The following is a 24,713-nucleotide window of genomic DNA, read 5'->3' as shown; positions in this document are numbered from 1 at the left end:
TAACGATTAAAGGAAGAAATAAAACAACAACCAGGGGGTGGATAATAAACAAAAAATCAGAAATGACAATAATATAACTACGAAAAACGACCAAACAAAATATTACTCCATATGAGCACCTAAATTCAGGAATTAAAACCACAAAGACACCTAATCCCTGTAAAAGAGAATAATTTCAATGAGGATTAAATAAGATATTACTTAGAAAATACACGCTTATTATCTCTAATAAGTGAACGCATAATAGAATAATGTAAGCATGACATAAGATAAAGGTTAACAGTGAGGATTTAACAACATTATGGTTCAAAAAAACAAAGCCGCCTTCAAAGAAGGCGGCTTGTATAGTGTGAATCATCGAAAAATCGGCAACTACTCTGCATCTCGCAGCAGCCAGTCACCGCTGGTGATACGCTTTTTGCCCGTGACGGCACGCTGATAAACGTACAGCCAGGCACTACCGTAAGGGGTTTTTAACAGCTCGCGCTTGTATTCACCGCCTTTGGTTCTGAGCGCATCCAGTTCGCCCAGTGTTGATGCATCAATCCGGTAAACCTCACAATAGACCTGCCCTTCACCCGCCACGACTCCCGGGTAATGACCAAGATTGTAAAGTGCGTAGCCGTCGATCTGATGATCGCCCAGCCACTGCCCGTTCGTCATCCAGTGACTGTTACCTTGCTTACGCCGCAGGCTACCATAGACAATTATTCGCATTGCTAGAACTCAAACTGATAGAGCACATCCAGTGCCTGATCAATACCAGACACGGCTTCCAAATAGAGTTTGGGCATCAGGCGGTAACGCAGCGTTAACGTCGCCAGTGAATCAAATATGCCAACACCGTATTTTACCTGTAGACCCGGCAGCACATAGCCGCTGACCTGCACTTGCTGGCTGTCGCCAACCCCTGCAGTATCCAGCGCCAGGTTACTGACACCAAAAGTCTCGCCAATTTTACCCACAACCTGACCACTTTGTGCAACCCCCAATCCTACCAGGGCTGAAGTTAATGCATCACTGTCGCTGCCGGTCGCCCCTAATCCCTGGCCACGCAGCAGATAAGAGAGTGCTTCCTGCTGTGATTTCGCCGGGTCAGAGAAGATTTCCACCTTAGGCTCGTCTGCCAGCCCGGTCACACGCACCCCGGCCGTCACATCATCTTCGGTGGCTTCCGGATTACGAATCGCTTCAATATTCACATACGGCTGGTCCGGTGGGCCGGAGAATTGCAGCTCACCTTTACGGACGATCAGATCCTGACCGTAGGCATGGAAGCGGCCCGATGGAATATTGATCTGACCATTCAGTCCCAGACCCCGTTTATCCTGCGCCAGTTTCAGATCGCCGTTCAGTTTCGCTTTCAAACCAAAGGCGCTCAGGCGCACATCGTTGCCAACGTGGATGATAAGATTACTGTTGATCGGAATGCCGCTGGTTTTCGGCGCAACAGGTTTCAGATCTTTATCCAACAGCACTTCATCGGAGGAGACGCCCACGGCACTTTCTGGCACTTCCTGCACGGTGATGCGTGCCCAGGGAATATCCACGCGACCATCCAGATTGAACAGGTCCGGCGTGGCTTCAAACACCAGGTCCGGTGACACGTCCATCCGCACCATCGGCGGCACCGTCACACGCACTTTATCACCCTTCGCCGCAATGCGTGCACGCCAGGCATCAAGTTGATTCCAGTCGGCATCACCGTTAAGAGCGATTTGCCCCTGGGAAGTCTGAATCACGCCCTGGAGCGTCGAACTCATGCCATTGAAGGCCATTGTCAGGTTAGCGGTGGTGAGGTCAACCGGCATAAAGCTGCCTTCCACGTCAACGCCTCGCAGTCCCAGCTGGCCAAAGACCTGCGGTTTTTGCAGATTACCGCCCAGGCGCAGGTTACTGTTCAGCACCCCGGTAATTTTCTCCCCCTTCATCAGTGCCGGGTTCAGCATCGCCAGCGACAGGCTGGTGATATTGACGTTACCGGACAGGGTGCGCCGCCCCTCGGGATCGGCAATTTGTACATTGCCATCCAGTTGACCATTATTCGCAATGCGGATCAGCCAGTCGAGCTGAGCACGACCATTTTTCAGTGCCGCATTCAGGTTCAGCGTACTGAAGGCGACGGGTAGCGTATTGCCCTGTACATCCTGCTCCACTTTCACGCCATTCCCTTTCAGGGATACGCGTCCCGTTGGCAGCGCGCCATCTGCAGTCCAGGCGACATCGGCATCGCCGCTGAACAGCCCGGTAAGCTGCGTAGCTTCAGGCATAAAGGGCTTGATCATAGCCAGATTAAAACGATTGAGCACTACGCGCGCATGGCCTGATGGCCCGGCTTCAATCGTCGTGGGTACGCACAACTCGGCATTAGGATTCTGCCAGCAGTGTGCGCCGATACTGACGGTCTGTTTCGCATTGAGGTAATCCAGCGCGATGGCGCGCGTTAAGCGCCATTCCCCCACCGGGGTGTCAAAGCGGGTGTTATTCAGGTTCCCCTTCCAGCGTTGTTCAGCTCGGTCGAAGCTACCGCTGAGCGCTAACTGGCCGGAAACCGGTTCGCCCTGCACGTTCAGCTTAAGCTGATGCTGTTTTTCCGTGCCGCTGGCATCCAGCGTCAGCAGATTCACCGCCAGCGCGTCCTGCTTCAGTTGTTCAACACGCAGTTTCAGTTTGCCCTGAATCTGTTCACCTGAACTGACGTCCCCTTCCAGTTTGATACGGCCAATGCGCATCGCCTGCCAGCGCAGCCCGGTGGCGGTCAGGTCGGCCAGCAGCTGTGGCGTTGTCAGGTCTCCACGGGCACGGATTGTCCCTTTGGCAACCCCGCCAAGGCCCGGCAGGGCATTATCCAGATGCTGCGCATCAATGTCGGCATCCAGGTTCAGTTTATCGCCCAGCGACCCTTTCAGATTGACGTTGTTACGTCCCAGCACCAGCTTAATACCGGGAATATCCCACTGGCTGTAACTGTTGCCGTACAGTGTTCCGTCAGCACTGACCGCGTTATTACGTACGTTACCCTTGAGCTTCAGCTCCGGCACACGCATCTGCCAGCTACCGCCGTACAGGCTGCCCCGCGTGGTGATTTTACCGTCCAGCTTCGCGGGCCAGTCCGGATACTGTTTTGCCGTATTAATCCCGGATAGCGTCAGCTCACTGCGCCAGCTGATGGCTTTACTCCAGTCCACCAGTGCTGTCAGGTCGGTATTCCCCTGCAAGGCAGCCAGTCGCAGCTTGTCCAGCGAGAACTGCTCGACGTTCCCTTTGCCATTCAGCGTCAGTGTGGCAGGTGGAATGCCCTGCCCCTGGAGTGCCGCTTTCAGGGACATCACGTAGTCAGTGGCTTTGCCTTTAAAGCTGAAGTTGAAATTATCGGCCTGATACTGCGCCTGTCCATCCAGCGGCCAGCGCAGTTGCGGACTGTGCAGCGTCATATTGAGCGGTAAACCCGCTTCGGCAAGTTGTGTATCGGCATCCAGTTGCGCGCGAACCGGCCCGGAGAGATTCAGCCCCAGAGTCAGCGTATCGCGCAGGCCCCCACCCAGCGTCATTTTGATCTTCTCACCTTTGATCGGATCGACGTTAAGCTGGCTGTAGAGGGTGAAGTTGACCGGCCAGTTACCGCTCAATGTCGCCTGGCCCTGGGCATTCAGCTGGCCCTGCGGCGAGTCGACATCCAGCGCCAGCAGCTGTAGCTGGTTATTTTCGGTTTTCGCTTTCAGTAGCAGTCGCTCTACCGCAATATCGGTATCGCCCGTGATGCGCAGCTGCTCACCGAGCACTTCCTGCACGTCCACATCCAGCGGCAACGTAAACGCGGGCAGGTCAGGCAGCAAAGGTTTATCAAACATCGCTTTCAGCGTTTCACCCAGCGGCGCTTCATTGACGGCAGGTTGCTGAACTTTCGGTTGTACAACCTGTTCATTGGCGACGTTCACAGCTTTCGGCAGCGCAATCAACAGTCCCTGAATATGGGTCGGAGTCAGCGTCATTGCACGGCCCTGCCAGTGCAGCCCGCTGGTGAAATCTGCCAGCGAAATGGCGGTGTCGTCGATTTTAAGGTTGATGTTATGCAGGGCCAGCCTGCTGAGTGTGAGCGGGTACGGCGTGCTGATATCCCCCGCGCTGCTCTCTTCTTCTACTGGCGGATTCGCCGGAGGGGGCATCTTTTTGCTGTCCACCACCACGCTAACGTCCTTCAGAGAGAGATCGTTAACGCAGAGCGCGCTCTGTTTCAGGCAGCCCAGGCGCAGAGCCAGATGAAACTCACCGGCATTGACCGTTACGCCCGGCATCTCATACTTCACGCCGCTCAGGGTCAAATCACGCCAGCCGCCTTTCACCTGCTGGATATCCAGCCCCGGCACCCAGCGCGCGGCACCGTTCAGCACCAGATGCAGGCCAGTGGTGGTGCCGAGTAAGAAGGCAACGCCGCCAAACAGCAGCACAATAAAAATCAGAATGCCAATCAGGCCCTTTTTCCACCACTTCATAGTTCAGGCCCCAACCCAATGTAAAACTGAATATCCCGATCGTTTTGATCACCAATCGGGCGGGCAATGTCCACTTTGATCGGCCCGACCGGCGACTGCCAGCGCACGCCAAAACCCGCACCGGTTTTGAAATTACTCTGCTTGATGTCGTTAACCGCTTCACCCGAATCAACAAACACCGCCCCCCACCATTTACCCGTGACGTTGTACTGGTACTCCAGCGAACCGGTGGCAAGTTTTGATGCCCCGGTCAGCTTGCCTTCATCATCACGTGGGGAGATGCCTTTGTATTTGTAGCCACGAATACTGCGGTCACCCCCGGCGAAGAAGCGCAGGTCCGGCGGGACTTTTTCGAAATCATTGGTTTCAATCCAGCCAAGATTGCCACGCACGACAAAGCGGTGTTTATCCTGCAATGTGCGGATCCAGACGTTCTGAGCCTGAATCACGGCGAAGTCGATATCCGATCCCCAGGTGGTATCAGAGACATCCAGCGAGTAACGCTGTGAATCACCCCAGGTCGGCATCAGACCACCCCGTGATCGGGTACGGTTAACGCTGACGCCCGGGTAAATCAGCATCGTGGTGTTGGTCACGCTGCCCTGGGTAAAGTGGTCGAGACTCCAGCGCAGGTTGACGGCACGCTGCCAGCCGCTGGAACTGTCCCAGTAGCGTGAGGCTGCGAGCGTAGTGGAGTCTGCTTTGGTATCGTTAAGATCGGTGCGTTTCAGACCGCCCTGCAACAGGTAATACTGCTCCAGCGGGCTTTTACGCAATGGCATTTTATAGCTGAAATCTAACTGCTGCTCCGGCGCAGAGATGTTCGCGCTGGTGCTGAAACTGTGCCCCCGATCATTTACCCAGGGCTTTTTCCATGTTGCTTTGACGCGCGGGCCGACGTCCGTCGAGTAACCAACGCCGGTTTCAATGGTGTTCTCGGTGCGCGGCGAAACGACGCCATGCAGCGGCAGCATCTTGCTCTCGCGTCCTTTGTCAAATTCAGGAGCAACGACAACCGAGTTAAACCATCCGGTTGCGGACAAACGTCGGTTAAGTTCGGCTAAATCACGCGAATTGTAGTAATCGCCCTTTTTAAATGGCACGAGGTTTTGCAGGTAGTCGTCGCGGATCTGCGAACCTTCGAAGCTGACCTCGCCAAAGCGGTAACGCTGGCCACTGTCATAATCGAGATCCCAGAATGCCTCACGCCGTTCAACGGAGACGCCCAGCTGGCTTTTGCGGTAATCACCGTCAAAGTAGCCTTTACGCAGCGCCATGTTGCTCAGGGAGCTTTTAAACTTATCGTAGTCACTGTGATTAAGCACGGTGCCCAGTTTGGGTTTACCGTCCCGCACCAGCTTTTGGTAGTCTTCATCCGTTCGGGCACCGCCACGCAGGATCACCGTTTCTCCGGCAATCTTCACCGGTTCACCTGGCGTAACTTTCGCCAGTAACACCTGCCGTTTTCCGCCAGCAGGCGGTGGCTGCAGTTCGAAATCGATCTGCGGTTCGTAGTACCCCAGCGCCTTCAGCCCCTCTTTTACCGCATCGCTGACGCGTGCACGAAAGCGACCGTCAGAGGTGACTTCGTCATTAGTAATAGTGGACAAACGCGCCCTGACGTTCTTCTGTAATTCCCCGGATAACCCTGTGACCTGCAAACGAACATTCGCAGCCTGAGTAACAGGCGCGACGATCAGCAGACAAGACATGCAATACACATGAATTCGTGGCACGCTTACTCCCGTTTTTATTGCCAGCCCGCAATCCACTGGGCTTACTCTGGTAAAAATAGTTCGCGAATGGTTCAGTTCAAAGGTAATGCATGCGCATCACCTTACTTATTATTTACGCGCGATCAACCCGAACCTAAGGCAAATTTTGTGCAACGTCACGCTACGTTACAACACAGATCGCGATTAGCCGTAAAAGGAGTGTAACGTGGTATCAGTATCAGACAAGTCTCAACCCATTTCCTGCTCCGGGATACCTGCTCACTCAGAACATCGTTGCCGCAATTGTAAGCGCTCGATGCCACAGCTATAATCTCCCCACAGACTGCTCCGCGGCCTGATTACCCTTCTGCTCCGGCACCAGCCGAACCGCAGACATTTTTGGCACGGATAGCCCTGAATCGCTGCACTCCCTGATGTGATGATCGCAGGATAAACTGACTGCGCGCTGCCCAGGCCAAAAATGACAAGTGATTAACCCGGCCTTCTTTGTCTGCGCGATTGTGTTCCAGATTGCCCACAGAGACGAGCCAACTAATGGATGTTTTATGTTAGACAGCTTTCTTGTCATCATGCTGCTGATTGCGATCAGCTCGTTTTTCTCTCTTTCAGAAATCTCGCTGGCGGCTGCCCGCAAAATTAAACTGAAGCTACTGGCCGACGAAGGCAATATCAACGCACAACGCGTACTGAAGATGCAGGAAACGCCTGGCATGTTCTTTACTGTGGTGCAGATTGGCCTGAATGCCGTGGCGATCCTCGGGGGTATTGTCGGTGATTCCGCGTTTTCCCCGGCCTTCCGAACGCTGTTCGAACGTGTGACAACGCCGGAAATGGCTGAGAGCATCAGCTTTGTCTGTTCTTTCACGCTGGTCACCAGCCTGTTTATCCTGTTTGCCGATCTGTTCCCCAAGCGTCTGGGCATGATCGCGCCGGAAACCATGGCGCTCAAAATCATCAACCCGATGCGCTTCTGTCTGTTCCTGTTCCGCCCGCTGGTGTGGTTCTTTAACGGTGGGGCTAACATCCTTTTCCGCCTGTTCAAAATCCCGCTGGTGCGTAAAGACGACATCACCTCTGACGATATCTATGCGGTAGTCGAAGCCGGTGCGCTGGCCGGGGTGCTGCGTAAGCAAGAGCATGAGTTGATTGAAAACGTCTTTGAGCTGGAATCGCGTACCGTGCCCTCTTCAATGACATCTCGTGAGAACGTGGTGTGGTTCGACCTGCACGAAGATGAAAGCAGCCTGAAAGAAAAGATTGCCCGCCATCCGCACTCGAAGTTCCTGGTCTGTAATGAAGATATTGACCATATCGTCGGCTATGTTGACTCGAAAGAGCTGTTGCTGCGCGTACTGGGTAATCAGAGCATGACGTTGAACAGCGGCCTGCAAATCCGTTCGGCACTGATCGTGCCGGATACGCTGACGCTGTCAGAAGCGCTGGAGAGCTTTAAAGCCGCCGGGGAAGACTTCGCAGTGATCATGAACGAGTATGCGCTGGTGGTGGGCATTATCACCCTTAACGACGTGATGACGACGTTGATGGGCGATCTGGTCGGTCAGGGAATGGAAGAGCAGATTGTCGCGCGTGATGAGAACTCATGGCTGGTTGAGGGCGGTACGCCTATTGATGACGTTATGCGCGTGTTGCATATCGACGAATTCCCGCAGTCAGGTAATTACGAGACTATCGGTGGCTTTATGATGTTTATGCTGCGTAAGATCCCAAAACGCACCGACTTCGTGAAGTTCCATGGCTTTAAGTTTGAAGTGGTGGATATCGACAGTTACCGCATTGACCAGCTGCTGGTGACGCGTATTGATGCGCGACCGACAGCACCCGTACTGCCGAAAGATCCGGAAGAACTCGTTTCGTAAGCGGTGGCAAGACACAAAAAAAGGCGCTTTCAGCGCCTTTTTTTGTCAGTTAAATTCGGTCTGTAATCTGAGGACCTGTCGGTTAACTTCCGACATCACGCTGTAATGCTGCTTATCTTTGACGCGCGGGATAAGGATCTTGCCTTTATCAAACTCAAACGCGCCGACATCTTTGATATACAGCCGCCCACGGAACAGCGTTTTTACGTATTTAGCGACCTGTAGTGGGTTATATCGCTGGAAGATCTTCATTCTTGTTCAACTCCTGAAGAGTAACTACGCCTCGTCGTTACCAATCTCGGCACGAACCTGTGAAACGCAAAGTGCCTGTACTATAGAACATCGTTTGCTTCCAATGTTCCTAAAATTGAATTTTTTTACTGTGTTTACACATCATGACAGAACTCTCTGTTACCTGACCGTACACACACAGTATAAACCTTCAATTCGCAGGGATTTGTGCGGTGTGTTGCAAAGATGTTATCCCGATGCGACAGCAGCATCATCCACGCATATTATTTCAGTAGGATGACTTACTGATCAGACCACTACATTCACAGGAGCGACTATGACAGGAATCCGTATTTTCACTGCGCTGCTTTGCCTGCTAATGCCTTTCACCACGGCGGCGCACAACCTTCATGTCGGCGAGCGCGTAGCTGCAGTGGGCGTTGCAGATAAAGGCGAGTTGCTGTTCAAAGAAGAGAAGTTTAGCTACAAAAACTGGAACAGCGCACAACTGGCCGGAAAAGTGCGGGTGATCCAACATATTGCCGGGCGATCTTCAGCAAAAGAACAAAATGCCGCGCTGATAGAAGCGATTAAGGCCGCCAAATTCCCGCATGACCACTACCAGACCACCACCATTGTGAATACTGACGATGCGATCCCCGGCACCGGGATGTTTGTGCGCAGCAGCATTGAAAGCAATAAACAGCAGTTCCCCTGGTCACAGTTTATCGTCGACAGCAATGGCGCAGTCCATCAGGCCTGGCAACTGGCGGGCGGGGGGTCAGCCATTGTGGTGCTGGATAAAGATGCGCGGGTACGCTTTGTTAAAGAAGGTGCGCTGACCCAGGATGAAGTAAAAACGGTGATAGGGCTGTTAAGAGAGTTGTTACATTAGCGCCGTGACATTCGAAAGCCTCTAAAGGGGCCGACCTTTTTTCCGATCGGCCTTTCTTTCAGCATCCCGTGAATCAATAGATCGATACCCGGAAGCCCGGATTTAAGAAGGATTCACGCGGGGTGTAATCCAGCGTTTTCCCCTGCCAGTCCGTCACATGAGCACCTGCTGCCAGCGCGACGGCGTGACCTGCGCCCGTGTCCCAAATATTTGTTGGTCCAAAGCGTGGATAGAGTTGCGCCTGCCCTTCCGCCACCAGGCAGAATTTTAACGATGACCCAATTGCCGTGGTCTGGTGCTCACCCATTTGTGCCAGATACTCTTTCAACTCGTCATCAGATTTAGCATGAGAGCGGCTGATGACCACCAGCGGCGGACGCGCATCCTGCACATGAATCTGCACCTTATGGTCACCCTCTTCCTTCCAGGCTTTGCCCTGCTCCGCGGAGTACATCACCTTTAACACTGGCGCATACACCACGCCCAGCACCGGTTTACCCTGCTGGATCAGGGCGATGTTAACGGTGAACTCGCCGTTACGTTTGATAAATTCTTTGGTGCCATCAAGAGGGTCAACCAGCCAGTATTGCTGCCAGTGCTGACGCACATCCCAACCTGCCGGATCTTCTTCTGACAGTACGGGGATATCCGGCGTCAGCGCCGCCAGCCCGGCAACGATCACTTTGTGTGCGGCAATATCGGCCGCCGTCACCGGAGAGTCATCCGATTTATGCGCCACATCCAGCGGGGCCTCGCCATCATAGACCCGCATAATGGCATCGCCTGCTTCACGCGCCATCTGGCAAATTTGTTCTAACACTGTCCACCTCCTGATTGCCTGGCGTTATCACGGCCACCGCTGTGTAAACCTTAACGCCCCTCTATTGAGGATAGCAGTTCACTCTGTGAGCCGTTATACCGTGGGTAACGCACTGGGTTAGCCATTTGTTTTCAACAGCATAACGTACCTGCTGTGAGGGAACACGCTTTCCTGCCATTTTCGACCAGATTGCCCCGCGTCAGGGGCTGTACTGCGCCACACGCCCTCCGGAGGGCTAAATCCGCGATCGTCATCACAATTTCCTGTCGTGACACGACACAATTTCACACTATTCTGAGAGGGTTACGAAAGTTTAATCCGGAACATAAAGGGAAAAGACATGTTCAAGACTTGCCTCACGCTGACCGCCTTGCTTGTCAGCCATTCGCTGACGGCCGCCACAGTTGATTTTCGCCTCCTGGAAACAACCGACCTGCACAGTAATATGATGGATTTCGATTATTACAAAGATCAGCCTACTGAAAAATACGGTCTGGTCCGTACCGCCTCACTGATTGCCAGCGCACGCCAGCAGGTGACCAATAGCGTACTGGTCGATAACGGCGATGTGATTCAAGGCAGTCCGCTGGGGGACTATATCGCAGCCAAAGGTCTGAAGGACGGCGATGTCCATCCGGTGTATAAAGCGATGAATACCCTCGATTACAGCGTCGGAAATCTGGGGAATCATGAGTTTAACTACGGCCTCGATTACCTGAAAAAGGCCATTCACGGCGCACGCTTCCCTTATATCAATGCTAATGTCATCGACGTCAAAAGCGGGAAGCCGCTGTTTACCCCTTATCTGATTAAATCCGTTGATGTCCGCGACCGTGACGGCAAAACGCATACCCTGAAGGTCGGCTATATCGGCTTTGTGCCACCGCAGATTATGACCTGGGATAAAACCAATCTGACGGGCAAAGTGACCGTTGACGATATCACAGCAACGGCGAAGAAATGGGTGCCGCAAATGCGCAAGGAGGGAGCGGATATTGTTGTTGCGATCCCTCACTCCGGGCTCTCCAGCGAACCTTATCACGCACTGGCTGAAAACTCGGTTTACTACTTAAGCCAGGTGCCGGGCATTGATGCCATTATGTTTGGTCACGCGCACGCCGTGTTCCCCAGTGCTGACTTTGCCAATATCAAAGGTGCAGACATCTCCCGGGGAACGCTGAACGGTATTCCAGCCGTGATGCCTGGCATGTGGGGCGATCACCTGGGCGTGGTCGATCTGGTACTGAACAATGACGCTGGCCGCTGGCAGGTGAGCAGCGCACGTGCTGAAGCGCGTCCGGTTTATGACAAAGTCGCGAAGCAGTCTCTGGCACCCGAAGATCCGGCGCTGGTCAGCGTGCTGGCGGCCGATCATGCTGCCACACGGGAATTTGTCAGCCAGCCCATCGGCAAATCAGCGGATGTAATGGCCAGCTATTTGTCGCTGGTACAAGACGATCCGACCGTCCAGATCGTCAATAACGCCCAGCGCGCCTATACCGAACACTTTATTCAGGGTGACCCTGACCTTGCGCATCTGCCGGTACTGGCCGCCGCTGCGCCGTTTAAAGCCGGTGGCCGTAAAAACGATCCGGCCAGCTATGTCGAGGTGGATAAGGGGCAGCTTACGTTCCGTAATGCCGCCGATCTCTACCTCTATCCGAATACGCTGGTGGTGGTGAAGGCGACCGGGGAACAGGTGAAACAGTGGCTGGAGTGCTCTGCCGGGCAGTTCAATCAGATTGATGTTCATAGCAGCAAACCGCAGTCACTGATCAACTGGGATTTCCGCACCTATAACTTTGATGTGATTGATGGGGTGGACTACCAGATTGACGTTACGCAGCCTGCACGCTATGACGCTGAGTGCGGCTTGATCAATAACCAGGCCTCACGCATTCGCCATCTGACGTTTAACGGTAAACCGATCGACCCGAAGGCAACCTTCCTGATCGCCACCAATAACTATCGTGCTTATGGCGGGAAATTTGCCGGAACCGGGGATAAACAGATTGCTTTCGCTTCGCCGGATGAGAACCGGGCGGTGCTGGCGGCCTATATTGGTGCGCAAACAAAGGAACAGGGAGAAGTGAAACCCCAGGCTGATAATAACTGGCGACTGGCACCGATTCACAGCAGCACGCCGCTGGATATTCGGTTTGAAACGGCACCGGGAGAAAAAGCCGCTGCGTTTATTCGCAGCCATGGGCAATATCCGATGACGCAGGTGGGAACGGATGAGATTGGTTTTGCGGTGTATCAGTTAAAACCGTAACAACGAGGCACGCCCGACGCATGTCAGTGACGGGCGTGCCGCAGGACTTACAGAATTTCCAGCAGTTCCACTTCAAACACCAGGGTGCTAAATGGTGGGATGGATGCACCCGCTCCGCGCTCGCCGTAAGCGAGGTTGTGAGGGATCACCAGTTCCCATTTGGAACCCACTGGCATCAGAGTCAGTGCTTCGATCCAGCCAGGGATCACGCCACTTACCGGGAACTCAGCCGGTTCGCCACGCTGTACGGAGCTGTCGAACACGCTGCCGTCGATCAGTTTACCGGTGTAGTGTACGCGTACACGGTCCTGACGGGATGGGATTGCGCCCTCGCCCTGAGTCAGAACGCTGAACTGTAAACCGGTCTCGGTGCTGCTGACGCCTTCACGCTGCGCGTTATCTTCCAGGAACTTCTGACCTTCAACTGCCATGGCCTTCTGACGCTCCTGACGGACCGCTTCAGCGCGCTCGTGAACTTCACGCAGGGCACGGTGAACCACATCAACAGGAACGGACGGGGCATTCCCTTCCAGCGCATCGCGCAGACCTGCCAGCAGTGCTTCCGGCAGCAGACCCTGCAAACCAGATTCCTGCAACTGTTGACCGACCTGTAAACCGATACCGTAACTTGCTTGCGCTTCAACGCTGTCAAAAGAAGGGGTTGTCATGGATTTTCCTTTCATCATTGATAAAACCGAAGACGAAGCATAACAGCGCAGACAACAGGCGTAAAATCCCATCTTCCACTGGTGACTTTTCCCCGGGAAACAGAAACAATACCGCCTATCACAATTCAGCACCACTGTGGCTCTTGGGCCTATACTTTACGCTTACCCAGGATTGATATCCTGAGCATGAAGGGTTTCGGTTCAGCACATGTATTCAGAGGTTTAAATGGGCCAGATTGCCCGCAGGCGAAGGAAAAAGCCGCTTTTTGTTGCCAGAGTTAAGCAATGGCTGATGAAAAGCTTACCGATAGCGCGAGGTTCGCGTCAGGAGGAAGAGGCCATGCCTAATGCATCGCTCACATCACGCTTACCATTATGGTTCAACCGTCTCTGGCAGCTGCCAGACCAGATCCGCTGGATGGACCCGCTGCCACCGCATCATCGGCGCGGGATTATTGCCGCTGTACTGGTGATCCTGCTGGCCTTCCTGTGGCCCGCACCGTCGCCACACCGAGCCGTGACGCCGATGCAGAGTGGCTCGTCCGCCACCGAGGTGCCTTTACAGGCTGAAATCACGGATGCGCCACCTCCCACGCCTGCTACGCCGCAGCAGGATGATCAGGGAACCTGGGGTGAATACACTATTGCTCCCGGTCAGACGCTGGCGCAGTTGTTCCGCGACAATAATCTGCCCGTCAATGATGTGTTTGCGATGGCGCAGGTAGAAGGCAATGACAAACCCCTCAGCACCTTACATGCGGGGCAGACGGTGAAAATCCGCCAGAATGCGCAGGCGATAGTGACGGGATTAACGCTGGAAGGGGCGAATGGCGAGATACTGTTTACCCGACAACCCGACGGGACGTTCTTAAAAGCAAACTGATTTAATGATGAAGATTACCTGTGAATTTGGCGTTATTGTTGCAGCCCGTTTTGGCACGGACAGCGCGTAACAACCGGAGCGTACACGCAGTACGTGAGGATTGTGAGCACTGCCCGGGCCAAAAATGGCAAATAAAATAGCCAAATTTCAGGCCATACAAAAAAAAACGCCGCCCCGAGGGGCGGCGTTCTTTCATGCGATACTAAGGCCGATTAAGCTTCAGCAACGATGTTTACAGTCAGTTTAGCGAAGACTTCGCTGTGAACCTGGAAGTCCACTTCGTGCTCACCGGTAGTACGCAGAACGCCGTTCGGCAGACGAACTTCGCTCTTAGCCACTTCAACGCCAGCCGCAGTTACTGCGTCAGCGATGTCACGGGTACCGATGGAACCGAACAGTTTACCTTCGTCGCCTGCTTTAGACGCGATGGTAACGGTGCCCAGTGCATTGATTTTTTCAGCACGTGCATTAGCTGCAGACAGAACGTCAGCCAGTTTGGCTTCCAGTTCTGCACGGCGTACTTCGAAGAATTCAACGTTTTTCTTAGTAGCAGGAACAGCTTTGCCCTGTGGTACCAGGAAGTTACGAGCGTAGCCCGCTTTAACGTTAACCTGATCACCCAGGCTGCCCAGGTTTGCTACTTTATCAAGCAGAATAACTTGCATTACCTTATCCTCTTAAAGTCGTTAATGGACAGTTGCCGTTACTGATGACGATCAGTGTACGGCAGCAGGGACAGGTAACGCGCGCGCTTGATAGCACGAGCCAGCTGACGCTGGTATTTTGCGCGAGTACCGGTGATACGGCTCGGTACGATCTTACCGCTTTCAGTGACATAATTTTTCAGCGTTGCGATATCTTTATAATCGATCTCTTGAACGCCTTCCGCTGTGAAACGGCAGAACTTGCGACGACGGAAATAACGTGCCATTTGGCTAGTCTCCAGAATCTATCAATTCAATCTGCTCGGCATGCAGTACGAGTTTGTTCAGGCCGTTGCGCCCTTGATGGCTGCAAATAAAACCCTGAACAGTTAGCTGCGTGCCGACCGTTATACTTTGAGTAATCGCCTGATGGGCTTTGCCGCTGATAATCACCGGCATACGGCACCAGGCTTGCCGGTTAAAACCGGCTTCCACCTGCTCTGAACGATGCTCAAGCACGAACTGGCAGTGTGGAATTCCTGACGGGCTGACTTTTCGCATTGGCGTCTTGCACACAGTGCCAGACAGCGTCAGTCGGTTAGCCGTCACGGAAATTACTCTTCAGAATCCCCAGCATCTGCATCATCAGAGGTTTCATTAGCAAAATCTTCGCGACGATCACGACGCTCATCTTTCGCTTTAACCATCGGAGATGCTTCAGTTACCGCGTGCTTAACGCGCATAACCATGCTGCGGATAACGGCGTCGTTGAAGCGGAAGTTAGTTTCCAGCTCATCGATCGCTTCCTGCGGAGCTTCAACGTTCAGCAGAACGTAGTGGGCTTTGTGCAGTTTGTTGATCGGGTAAGCCAGCTGACGACGGCCCCAGTCTTCCAGGCGGTGGATCGTACCTTCTGCACCAGTGATGGTTGCAGAGTAACGCTCGATCATGCCAGGAACCTGTTCGCTTTGGTCAGGGTGAACCATAAATACGATTTCGTAATGACGCATCGAATTTGCTCCTTACGGATTATTCAGCCTCCTGTCGGGGTCAACCGCGGCCCATGGAAGCAAGGAACGTTATAAGCCGTGACCAAATAGTGCCGGGTCACAACCTGAGAATGCGGCTGAAAAATTGACGCGTAATCATACTTGCGGGGAGGGGATAACACAAGGTAAAGATTGGTGTTCAGCAGGGTATTTCGGGGGAACCAGAAAAGAAGGCCCCGCCCTACGGTTGGGGGCGGTCTTTTTCTTCGCGCATCCCCAAAAATTACAAATGATGTTTAAAAAATGCCGTCATGGCGCTCAGCGCAGGCGGTGTGATACGGTGCCCAATACCTTTTTCCGTCAGGAAGGTCAGGTTCGCATTTTGCCCACTTTCACGCAGCGCTTTCTCCAGCCTGACGCTTTCAGCGGCGGGAACCACATCATCCGCCTCGCCGTGCCACACCAGCAGAGGCCGGTTAGCCAGTTTATCGAGCTGATGGCTGACCTCATATTCCGCCAGCGGCGCCAGTCGTTCAGCCAGTGTTTTGCGCTCATCCGGGCTACGCGCAACAAACGGCGGAAACAGTGTCTGTGCCAGTTGGCTGAAATAGCCTGATCCCATCATACAGGCCGCGCTGCGCAGCTGTGGGTAGCGAGCCAGTGCGCCCAGCACGGTCATCCCGCCCATCGACGCTCCGGCGACCGCCAGCCGTGCGCCATCCACGAGTTTCTGTTCACGCAGCGCTCGTTCAATACCCGGTAATTCGTCAATATTGCTGCGCAGGATCTCCCAGAAGTGAGTCACTCGTCGCTCATCGTCACCGTTGTAACGCGCCCCGTGCATATCCGCATCGGGCAGAATGGCACGGAAACCCGCCTGCGCCAGCGCTACAGCAAAGTAGGAATAGACCTCTTTTGACGAGGTGTAGCCATGATAGAACAGCACCGTGGGGAGCGGTTCGTGCATTTTTCCTGCCGGACAGGCATGTAAACATTCGATATTGGCGAAAATTTCTGTGTTGACTTCAATCATTACATCTCCTTGTCAAATTCATCACGGCACGCTCTTTTTTCAGGAACATAGCGCCGCTTTAGGGATTAACAGTAAAAGAGCACTAATGTGATATATCTCACAATAAACTACGCCGAATTCCCACTGAGTTTATAGGGTAAATTTTACCCATCCCCTGCCGTTAACTCGTGTAAGACCCTAACGATTTAAGGCATAACGATGAAACGTCTCTCTCTCAAGACATGGAGTCTGGGCGTAAAACTTTCGGTACTGACCTCGCTGACCGTGGCAGTGCTGTTTATTATTTTAACCCTGACCCTGAGCCACAATGCAGCAAAACAAGTCCATACCCTGACACTGGCCGATATGGATAACCAGGTGGATGGCATCGGCGATATGGCCAGCATGTTTAACACCACCCTGGCTGAAGAAGTCAGCAACTACACCGGATTATTCCAGAGCTTCCTGCCGAAGCGCTTTTCGCTGGATGAATCACAGCACATCGCAGTCGGTGAACAGCAGACACCCACTCTGCGTGCCGGGCTGCGCACCCTGAACCTTGATCAGGTACTGGTGGATGATTTCCAGGAACGTACTGGTGCCATCGCCACCATTTTCGTCCGTACCCAGGACGACGAATTTATCCGCATCTCCACCTCCTTGCGTAAAGAGGATGGTGAACGTGCTATCGGCACCCGGCTTGACCATAGCAGCCCCGCCTGGCAACCGATACAGAAAGGCGAGATTTTTCGCGGTGTCGCCCTGCTGTTTGGCAAGCGCTACATCACCCAGTACCAGCCGGTACGTGATGACGCTGGCCGGGTGATTGCCATCCTGTTTGTCGGTGTGGATATCACGAAACAGTATGCAGTCATCCGCCAAAAAGTGCTGGCGAAGCATCTCGGCGACAGTGGATTTTTTTACGTGCTAAACCGTGCACCGGGGAAACTGAATGGCCACTATCTGTTCCACTCTTCCCTTGAAGGTAAAATGCCGGATCTGCCGCAGGAGGCCCGGCAGCAGCTGTTAAGCCAGCCTCGAGGAACACTGGAAACCACTGACGATAACGGGAAGGAGCGAATCCTCGCCTGGCAATATTTACCGGAGTGGAATTGGGTCGTGGTAGGTGACGTTGACAAGGCCAGCCTGCTGGCACCTGTTCAACAGACACGGAATCTGTTTCTGCTGATCGGTGCCGCATTGGTGGGGCTGTTTGCCGTGCTGTTCGTCTGGATCACTCGCCGCTGGCTGAGCCAGCCACTCCAACAGGTGATCACACTGGCGCGAGAGTATGCGGCCGGTAATTTACTGGCGACATTGAGCACCCGCCGCCAGGACGAAGTGGGACAGTTGATCGTGGCGATTAACGGCATCGGCGACGGGCTGGAGCGCGTTGTCGCTCAGGTACGTCACGCTGCCGATGAGATCGCCAGCGGAACCGAAGCTATTGTGACCAGCAGCAGTAACATCAGCGAGCAGATTACCCGCCAGGCCAGCAGCGTTGAGGAAACGTCCGCGAGTATGGAGCAGCTTGGCGCCACGGTGGAACAGAACGCCGGGAATGTCACTCAGGCACTGCGCCTGGTTGGTGAAGCAGCCGAGGCAGTTAGCAAAGGCTCAGCCACCGTTGGCCAGTCGGTAGTCACCATGTCCGATATCAAGACGGCATCACAGGGCATTGCAGATATCACCCAGGTGATCGAGTCGATTGCTTTCCAGACCAATATTATCGCCCTGAATGCAGCGGTAGAAGCGGCGCGTGCCGGAGAAAACGGGAAAGGCTTCGCGGTGGTCGCTGCCGAAGTACGGGCATTGGCACAACGCAGTGCACATGCGGCCAAAGAGATTGACCATCTGATTGCCGACTCATTGCGTAAAGTGGTGCAGGGGCACGACCTGTCTGAACAAACCCGCCAGGCGATGGATAACATTACCGGGCGCATTGATCAGGTGAAGGCATTAATGAGTGAGATTAACGTGGCCTCACACGAGCAATCGACTGGCATCGGTCATGTTAATATTGCGATGGCACAGATTGGTCAGGCCACGCATCAGAACAGCGAACTGGTGATACATTCTGAGCAGACCGCGCAGGAGCTTAGCCGTAAGGGACATCACCTTAACGAACTGGTACAGGTGTTTAACGTCAAGTCATAAACTGGCGTACACTGATTGTCGGTATCTTGTTGAGATGATGACGATGCGTCTGATAACCGCTTTGCTGTTTGCCCTGTTGTTAAGCGGCTGTAGCGTGCTGAAAAGTACGCCGCAGCCTCCCCCGCCGCCTGGCGCACAGGCGGTAGAGATCAACCGTGCGCAAAGTGCCGCTTTGCCACGCCTCGGTAGTGCCAGCGTGACCGTGCGGGGATCGCCGGATGATGCCGTGCGGGCACTGGCAGCGAAAGCCAATGCCGCCGGCGCACGTTACTATCAAGTGCTGCTGGTCAATGAGACGGTGGCACCGGGTCTGTGGTACGCCAGTGCGATTTTCTATGGGGCAGGTATAACTGACAGTGGCGTGAAGTAATCGGGGAATATCAGAGAATATCGGGGCGCGAACACGCCCCGGACAGTTATTTCGCGCTGCGCTGACGCACCGCTTCAAACAGGCAAACACCCGTGGCAACCGAGACGTTGAGCGAAGAGACGCTGCCCGCCATCGGAATGCTAATCAACTCATCACAGTGCTCACGCGTCAGACGACGCATGCCTTCCCCTTCTGCACCCATCACCAGCGCCATTGGGCCGGTCATTTTGCTCTGGTACAGCGTATGGTCAGCTTCACCTGCGGTGCCCACAATCCACACATTTGCTTCCTGCAACACACGCATGGTGCGCGCCAGGTTGGTGACTCGGATCAGCGGGATATGTTCTGCCGCGCCGCTGGCGACTTTTTTCGCCGTGGCATTCAGCTGGGCTGAACGGTCTTTTGGCAGAATGATCGCATGCACACCTGCTGCATCCGCGCTGCGCATGCAGGCGCCGAGGTTATGCGGGTCGGTCACGCCATCAAGGATCAGCAGGAACGGACTGTCCAGACTGGCCAGCAGATCCGGCAGATCGCCTTCCTGATATTGACGCCCTGGTTTCACACGGGCAATGATCCCTTGGTGAACAGCGCCTTCTGATTTGCTATCCAGTACCTGCTTGCTCGCGACCTGAATAACGATGCCCTGCGCTTCCAGCGCTTTAACCAGCGTCTGCAACCGGCGATCGTCACGCCCTTTCAGGATAAACACTTCCTGGAAACGCTGTGGATCGCTGTCGAGCAGCGCCTGTACGGCGTGGATACCAAAAACAATTTCACTCATTTCATTGACTCAGTAGTTCGTTATTTGCGCGTGTGCGGGTCAGGCATGCCTGACCCCTACGCTGTAGGGGCGACGCACGCGTCGCCCGGATGCGGTTATGCGCCGTCGGTTTTCTTCGCCCGCTTCGCACGAGTGGCAGCACCGATTTTACGGGTTTTATCCGATGGCTTACGCGGTTTTTTCTCTTTCGCGGCGGCGGGAGCAGCACCGTCAGCGGCTTTGGCCGGACGGAAAGCGCTGTCCGGCTCAAAGTTGGCCCCTTTGCGCGGTGCACGACGGCGGTTGCCGCTGTTCTTCGGTGCCGCACGTTTTTCGCGTTCGCGTTCGGTTTTCCCTTCGCCACGCGGTTTACGGCTGCTTGAGATCAGGGCGAAGTCGATCTTACGTTCGTCCATATGCACCGCATCAACACGCACTTCTACCGTGTCGCCGAGGCGATAGGTACGGCCGCCGGATTCACCGATCAGACGCTGACCTATCGCATCAAAGCGATAGTAGTCATTATCCAGGGTAGACACATGAACCAGACCGTCGATAAACAGGTCAGTCAGACGTACAAAGAAGCCAAAACCGGTCACGCTGGAGATCACGCCAGTAAAGGTTTCCCCGACCTGATCCTGCATAAAGTCACACTTCAGCCAGTCCGCAACATCACGGGTCGCTTCATCCGCGCGGCGCTCTGTCAGCGAACAGTGCTGGCCCAGTTGCAGCATCTGCGGCATCTCGTAGTGGAATCCGCCCGTTGGGGTGGTATTGCCCTGCAAGGTGCCTGCTTCTTTCGCCAGCAGATACTTGATGGCACGGTGTAACAGCAGATCAGGGTAACGACGAATAGGCGACGTAAAGTGCGCATAGGACGCCAGCGCCAGGCCAAAGTGGCCACGGTTTTCCGGGTCATAAACCGCCTGCTTCATCGAACGCAGCAGCATGGTTTGCAGCATCTCGTGATCCTGACGACCTGCGATCTGACTCAGCAGCGCTGAGTAATCGACCGGCTGCGGCTTATCGCCACCCGGCAGCGTCAGGCCCAGTTCATTCAGCACGGAGCGGAAGCTCTTGATGCTTTCATCGCCTGGACGGTCGTGATCGCGGAACAGCGCTGGCTCGTTGTTTTTCTCAACGTAACGCGCCGAGGCAATGTTCGCTAAGATCATGCACTCTTCAATCAGCTTGTGCGCATCGTTACGAGAAACCTGCTCCACGCGTTCAATACGACGATCGGCATTGAAGATAAATTTCGCTTCATCGGTTTCAAACGAGATACCGCCACGCTGTTCACGCGATTTTTCCAGCGCCAGGTACATGCGGTGCAGCTCTTCAAGGTCTTTTACCAGCGGCTCATACTGCTGGCGCAGTTCCTGATGCCCCTGGAGGATGTTCCACACTTTGTTGTACGTCAGACGCGCGAAGGAGTTCATCACCGCTTCGTAGTGCTTATAGCCGGTCAGCTTACCGGTGGAGGAGATGGTCATCTCGCACACCATACACAGACGGTCCACTTCCGGGTTCAGGGAACACAGGCCGTTGGACAGCACTTCCGGCAGCATTGGCACCACCTGAGACGGGAAGTACACCGAAGTACCACGGTTAACCGCTTCATCGTCCAGCGGGGTGCCAGGACGCACGTAGTAGCTCACGTCGGCGATCGCTACCCACAGACGCCAGCCGCCGCCGCGTTTACGTTCACAGAAAACGGCGTCATCAAAGTCACGTGCGTCTTCGCCATCGATGGTCACCAGCGGCAGATCGCGCAGATCAACGCGGCCCTGTTTGGCATCTTCCGGCACTTCTTCGCTCAGATGAGCAATCTGTTTTTCCAGCGCTTCAGGCCATTCATGCGGAATATCATGGGTGCGCAGCGCCATATCGACGGCCATGCTGGTGCCCATATTGTCGCCGAGCACTTCAACCACTTTACCCACGGCTTTGCTACGACGGGTGGGACGCTGAGTCAGCTCCACCACCACCACAAAGCCCATGCGAGCACCCATCAGCTCTTCAGCCGGGATCAGGATGTCGAAGCTCAGACGGCTGTCATCCGGCACCACAAAACCTACACCGGAGTCAGTGAAGTAGCGGCCAACAATTTGGGCGTTACGCGGTTCAACCACGCGAACCACGCGTGCTTCGCGGCGACCTTTACGGTCAGCGCCCATGGCCTGCGCGAGGATCATGTCCCCGTGCATGCACATTTTCATCTGTTCGGCAGAGAGATAAAGGTCATCTTTGCTGCCTTCAATGCGTAAGAAGCCGAAGCCATCGCGGTGACCGATGACTTTACCTTTTAACAGGTCCAGGCGTTCCGGCAGCGCGTAGCACTGGCGGCGGGTAAACACTAACTGCCCGTCACGCTCCATGGCGCGCAGGCGGCGACGCAGCGCTTCAGTCTGCTCTTCTCCGCTTATCGCTAATTCTTCTGCCAGCTCTTCACGGCTGGCCGGTTTTTCACGTTTGTCCAGGTGGGCAAGAATGAACTCGCGGCTTGGAATAGGGTTTTCGTACTTTTCAGCTTCTCGTTCCTGAAAGGGATCGTGTGACATCGAGGTTCCTCCGTTGTCAGCTGCTCAGTGAAGGTCTTTCACTCAGCAAAATTTGGTAGAGCGGATTGTTGTTTTCAACCAGGTCGGCCAGGGTGTATTGATCAAGCTCGTGCAGAAAACTCTGTACGGCATCATGCAGCGCTTTTTTCAGGCGGCAGGCTGAGGTGATGTGACAAAAGTCACTGTGACAGTTCACCAACTGCAGGGGTTCCAGCGCGCGTACCACCTGACCAATCACAATATCTTCGGCGGGTTTACCCAAACGGATACCGCCATTTTTGCCACGCACTGCTGCAATGTACCCGGCACGACTAAGGTGATTGATAATTTTGACCATATGATTACGTGACACACCGTAGGTGTCAGTCACCTCACTGATACTGGTCATCTGGCCTGCGGGTAGCGAAGCGAGATAGATCAGCGCACGTAAACCGTAATCGGTGAAACTGGTTAGCTGCACGGTAACCTCAGAGATACAACCGCATATGAAGTTGTGATCCGCTCAAGAATTTGTATGGTTAACAATGATAATAAACCAGCCACGGCTAGCCGGGCCATTTTATTTAAGGTGAGAACGGCAGAAGGGAACGGCAGGAAACCGGTACTAAATAAAAGCTGGCCGGGCAATGCCCGGCCTGAAACGGAATTATGCGTCAAACGGGTCGCGCAGAATCATGGTTTCGCTACGATCCGGGCCGGTAGAAATAATATCAATCGGCACTCCGGTTACGTCTTCAACGCGCTTGATGTAGTCAAGCGCTGCCTGCGGCAGACCTTCCAGCGTTTTCACACCAAACGTCGTCTCCGACCAGCCTGGCATGGTTTCATAGATGGGCTCAATGCCTTCCCAACCCTCTGCTGCCAGCGGGGTGGTAGTGACTTCGCGGCCATCTGGCATACGGTAAGCAACACAGATTTTCACTTCTTTCAGGCCATCCAGCACGTCCAGTTTGGTCATGCAGAAGCCAGAAAGGGAGTTGATCTGAACCGCACGGCGCACGGCAACCGCATCCAGCCAGCCAGTACGACGACGACGCCCCGTTGTGGCACCGAACTCGTTCCCCTGCTTGCACAGGAACTCGCCGGTTTCGTCAAACAGTTCAGTCGGGAACGGGCCAGCACCCACACGAGTGGAGTACGCTTTCACGATACCCAGCACATAGTCAACGTAACGTGGACCAATGCCTGAACCCGTTGCTACGCCACCTGCGGTGGTGTTAGACGAGGTTACATACGGATAAGTACCGTGGTCGATATCCAGCAGTGTGCCCTGCGCGCCTTCGAACATGATCAGATCGCCACGCTTACGCGCACCGTCCAGCAGTTCGGAAACGTCAACCACCATGCCAGTCAGGATATCGGCAATCGCCAGGGTATCCGCCAGCACTTTGTCGTAGTCTACCGCTTCAACTTTGTAGTAGTTCACCAGCTGGAAGTTATGGAATTCCATGACTTCTTTCAGCTTTGCAGCGAAGGTTTCTTTGTTGAAGAGGTCGCCAACACGCAGACCACGGCGAGCCACTTTATCTTCATAAGCCGGGCCGATACCACGACCGGTGGTGCCGATGGCTTTCGCGCCGCGCGCTTTTTCGCGAGCAACGTCCAGCGCCACATGATACTCAAGGATCAGTGGGCAGGCTTCAGAAATGAACAGACGCTCGCGTACCGGGAAGCCGCGATCTTCCAGACCTTTCATCTCTTTCATCAGCGCAGCAGGAGACAGCACAACACCGTTGCCGATGATGCTGGTGACGTTCTCACGCAGGATGCCAGATGGAATTAAGTGGAGGACGGTTTTCTCACCGTTGATGACTAGCGTATGGCCAGCGTTATGGCCTCCCTGGTAGCGCACAACGTATTTTGCACGTTCTGTCAGGAGGTCAACTATCTTACCTTTACCTTCGTCACCCCATTGGGTGCCCAGTACGACGACGTTCTTACCCATTTTTCAAAATCACCGATTGCTTAAAAAAGGATTCTACCATCGTCATTTCCCTCTTTCAGCAGTTTTAGCATACGATTGCGTACTTTTTTACCAGTTAGCACTTTGTGCGGCGGGATTACAGTACGCGACACACTTAACCACCATTACCCCGGCTCACCATGTAGTAGATCACCGCACCGGCAACCACCAGACCACCCCCGACTCGCCGTAGCAGGCCATCCGGCATCCGCGCCATGGTGATGATCATCCGCCGCCAGAGGCGCGGATACAGCATCGGGCCTAATCCCTCAAATACCAGCACTAACCCCAGCGCCATCCACACTGTTGCGTTCATGTTATTCACTCACTGTCTTTGCCATTAAAAGAAACATAAAAAAAGGGCCGGAATTTCCGG

At 54.2% G+C, this 24,713-nt stretch carries 22 protein-coding genes; 6 read left to right on the top strand and 16 right to left on the bottom strand.

What is annotated here, in order from left to right:
* Positions 1-372: 372 nt before the first annotated feature.
* From WH277_RS24235 to tamA, 3 genes are read right to left on the bottom strand one after another with little or no spacing between them, the layout of a single operon-like run.
* A complete protein-coding gene (locus tag WH277_RS24235; protein ID WP_133842536.1) occupies positions 373-717 on the bottom strand; it encodes a gamma-glutamylcyclotransferase family protein in 345 nt (114 codons plus the stop codon).
* Positions 718-719: 2 nt separating this feature from the next.
* The gene (gene tamB, locus WH277_RS24230; RefSeq protein WP_133842537.1) at positions 720-4,493 is read right to left on the bottom strand and encodes an autotransporter assembly complex protein TamB; all 3,774 of its coding nucleotides are present in this window, start codon (positions 4,491-4,493) and stop codon (positions 720-722) included.
* On the bottom strand, positions 4,490-6,205 hold the full coding sequence (gene tamA / locus WH277_RS24225) for an autotransporter assembly complex protein TamA (RefSeq protein WP_171149281.1): 1,716 nt from the start codon (positions 6,203-6,205) through the stop codon (positions 4,490-4,492). Before tamA ends, tamB begins: the two co-directional genes overlap by 4 nt.
* 569 nt (positions 6,206-6,774) lie before the next feature.
* Between tamA and WH277_RS24220 the strand changes: the two genes are divergently transcribed.
* Positions 6,775-8,106 (top strand): hemolysin family protein, encoded by a 1,332-nt coding sequence (locus WH277_RS24220; RefSeq protein ID WP_133842539.1) that lies wholly within the window; start codon positions 6,775-6,777, stop codon positions 8,104-8,106.
* 45 nt (positions 8,107-8,151) lie between these two features.
* Here WH277_RS24220 and WH277_RS24215 read toward each other — a convergent pair whose 3' ends face one another.
* The gene (locus WH277_RS24215; protein WP_133842540.1) at positions 8,152-8,358 is read right to left on the bottom strand and encodes a DUF1107 domain-containing protein; all 207 of its coding nucleotides are present in this window, start codon (positions 8,356-8,358) and stop codon (positions 8,152-8,154) included.
* A 316-nt stretch (positions 8,359-8,674) separates the two neighbouring features.
* On the opposite strand from WH277_RS24215, the gene WH277_RS24210 reads away from it, so the two are divergent.
* Positions 8,675-9,232, top strand: coding sequence for a YtfJ family protein (locus WH277_RS24210; protein WP_171149282.1), 558 nt, complete (start codon positions 8,675-8,677; stop codon positions 9,230-9,232).
* Between the two features lie 73 nt (positions 9,233-9,305).
* Here WH277_RS24210 and cysQ read toward each other — a convergent pair whose 3' ends face one another.
* Complete coding sequence (cysQ, locus tag WH277_RS24205) at positions 9,306-10,052, bottom strand: 3'(2'),5'-bisphosphate nucleotidase CysQ (protein WP_159336802.1); 747 nt, start codon at positions 10,050-10,052, stop codon at positions 9,306-9,308.
* A gap of 340 nt (positions 10,053-10,392) precedes the next feature.
* Here cysQ and WH277_RS24200 point away from each other — a divergent pair, with 340 nt between their 5' ends.
* Positions 10,393-12,327, top strand: coding sequence for a bifunctional 2',3'-cyclic-nucleotide 2'-phosphodiesterase/3'-nucleotidase (locus WH277_RS24200; protein ID WP_339507247.1), 1,935 nt, complete (start codon positions 10,393-10,395; stop codon positions 12,325-12,327).
* A 47-nt stretch (positions 12,328-12,374) separates the two neighbouring features.
* Here the strand turns inward: WH277_RS24200 and fklB are convergent, their stop codons facing one another.
* Positions 12,375-12,995 (bottom strand): FKBP-type peptidyl-prolyl cis-trans isomerase, encoded by a 621-nt coding sequence (fklB, locus tag WH277_RS24195; RefSeq protein ID WP_133842544.1) that lies wholly within the window; start codon positions 12,993-12,995, stop codon positions 12,375-12,377.
* 226 nt (positions 12,996-13,221) lie between these two features.
* On the opposite strand from fklB, the gene WH277_RS24190 reads away from it, so the two are divergent.
* Positions 13,222-13,878, top strand: a complete 657-nt coding sequence (locus WH277_RS24190; protein ID WP_445235342.1) for an OapA family protein — start codon at positions 13,222-13,224, stop codon at positions 13,876-13,878.
* Positions 13,879-14,090: 212 nt separating this feature from the next.
* Here the strand turns inward: WH277_RS24190 and rplI are convergent, their stop codons facing one another.
* From rplI to yjfP, 5 genes are all read right to left on the bottom strand, one after another.
* Complete coding sequence (rplI, locus tag WH277_RS24185; protein WP_133842546.1) at positions 14,091-14,543, bottom strand: 50S ribosomal protein L9; 453 nt, start codon at positions 14,541-14,543, stop codon at positions 14,091-14,093.
* Between the two features lie 38 nt (positions 14,544-14,581).
* Positions 14,582-14,809: a 30S ribosomal protein S18 gene (gene rpsR / locus WH277_RS24180; protein ID WP_062745644.1), complete on the bottom strand. Its 228-nt coding sequence runs from the start codon at positions 14,807-14,809 to the stop codon at positions 14,582-14,584.
* Between the two features lie 4 nt (positions 14,810-14,813).
* A complete protein-coding gene (priB, locus tag WH277_RS24175) occupies positions 14,814-15,131 on the bottom strand; it encodes a primosomal replication protein N (RefSeq protein WP_159336799.1) in 318 nt (105 codons plus the stop codon).
* 5 nt (positions 15,132-15,136) lie between these two features.
* Positions 15,137-15,532 carry a 30S ribosomal protein S6 gene (rpsF, locus tag WH277_RS24170; protein ID WP_034891402.1) on the bottom strand — a complete coding sequence of 132 codons (396 nt, stop codon included), beginning with the start codon at positions 15,530-15,532 and terminating at the stop codon, positions 15,137-15,139.
* A gap of 262 nt (positions 15,533-15,794) precedes the next feature.
* Positions 15,795-16,544, bottom strand: coding sequence for an esterase (gene yjfP / locus WH277_RS24165; RefSeq protein WP_133842548.1), 750 nt, complete (start codon positions 16,542-16,544; stop codon positions 15,795-15,797).
* Positions 16,545-16,742: 198 nt separating this feature from the next.
* Here yjfP and WH277_RS24160 point away from each other — a divergent pair, with 198 nt between their 5' ends.
* A complete protein-coding gene (locus tag WH277_RS24160; RefSeq protein ID WP_339507243.1) occupies positions 16,743-18,680 on the top strand; it encodes a methyl-accepting chemotaxis protein in 1,938 nt (645 codons plus the stop codon).
* A gap of 43 nt (positions 18,681-18,723) precedes the next feature.
* The gene (gene bsmA / locus WH277_RS24155; protein WP_133842550.1) at positions 18,724-19,050 is read left to right on the top strand and encodes a biofilm peroxide resistance protein BsmA; all 327 of its coding nucleotides are present in this window, start codon (positions 18,724-18,726) and stop codon (positions 19,048-19,050) included.
* 46 nt (positions 19,051-19,096) lie between these two features.
* On the opposite strand, the gene rlmB is transcribed toward bsmA, so the two are convergent.
* The 5 genes from rlmB to WH277_RS24130 all read right to left on the bottom strand — a co-directional run bounded on the left by rlmB (position 19,097) and on the right by WH277_RS24130 (position 24,653).
* Complete coding sequence (gene rlmB / locus WH277_RS24150; RefSeq protein ID WP_062745656.1) at positions 19,097-19,834, bottom strand: 23S rRNA (guanosine(2251)-2'-O)-methyltransferase RlmB; 738 nt, start codon at positions 19,832-19,834, stop codon at positions 19,097-19,099.
* Between the two features lie 95 nt (positions 19,835-19,929).
* Positions 19,930-22,374: a ribonuclease R gene (gene rnr / locus WH277_RS24145; RefSeq protein WP_133842551.1), complete on the bottom strand. Its 2,445-nt coding sequence runs from the start codon at positions 22,372-22,374 to the stop codon at positions 19,930-19,932.
* A gap of 16 nt (positions 22,375-22,390) precedes the next feature.
* Positions 22,391-22,834: a nitric oxide-sensing transcriptional repressor NsrR gene (gene nsrR / locus WH277_RS24140; protein ID WP_133842552.1), complete on the bottom strand. Its 444-nt coding sequence runs from the start codon at positions 22,832-22,834 to the stop codon at positions 22,391-22,393.
* 186 nt (positions 22,835-23,020) lie between these two features.
* Positions 23,021-24,319 (bottom strand): adenylosuccinate synthase, encoded by a 1,299-nt coding sequence (locus tag WH277_RS24135; protein WP_133842553.1) that lies wholly within the window; start codon positions 24,317-24,319, stop codon positions 23,021-23,023.
* Between the two features lie 133 nt (positions 24,320-24,452).
* On the bottom strand, positions 24,453-24,653 hold the full coding sequence (locus WH277_RS24130) for a DUF2065 domain-containing protein (protein WP_133842554.1): 201 nt from the start codon (positions 24,651-24,653) through the stop codon (positions 24,453-24,455).
* Positions 24,654-24,713 lie beyond the last annotated feature (60 nt).

Source organism: Erwinia sp. MYb416 (assembly GCF_037479575.1).
Taxonomy (GTDB): Bacteria; Pseudomonadota; Gammaproteobacteria; order Enterobacterales; family Enterobacteriaceae; genus Erwinia; species Erwinia rhapontici.
The sequence above is the reverse complement of the archived record's forward strand: the minus strand, read 5'-3'. Positions and strand labels throughout refer to the sequence as shown.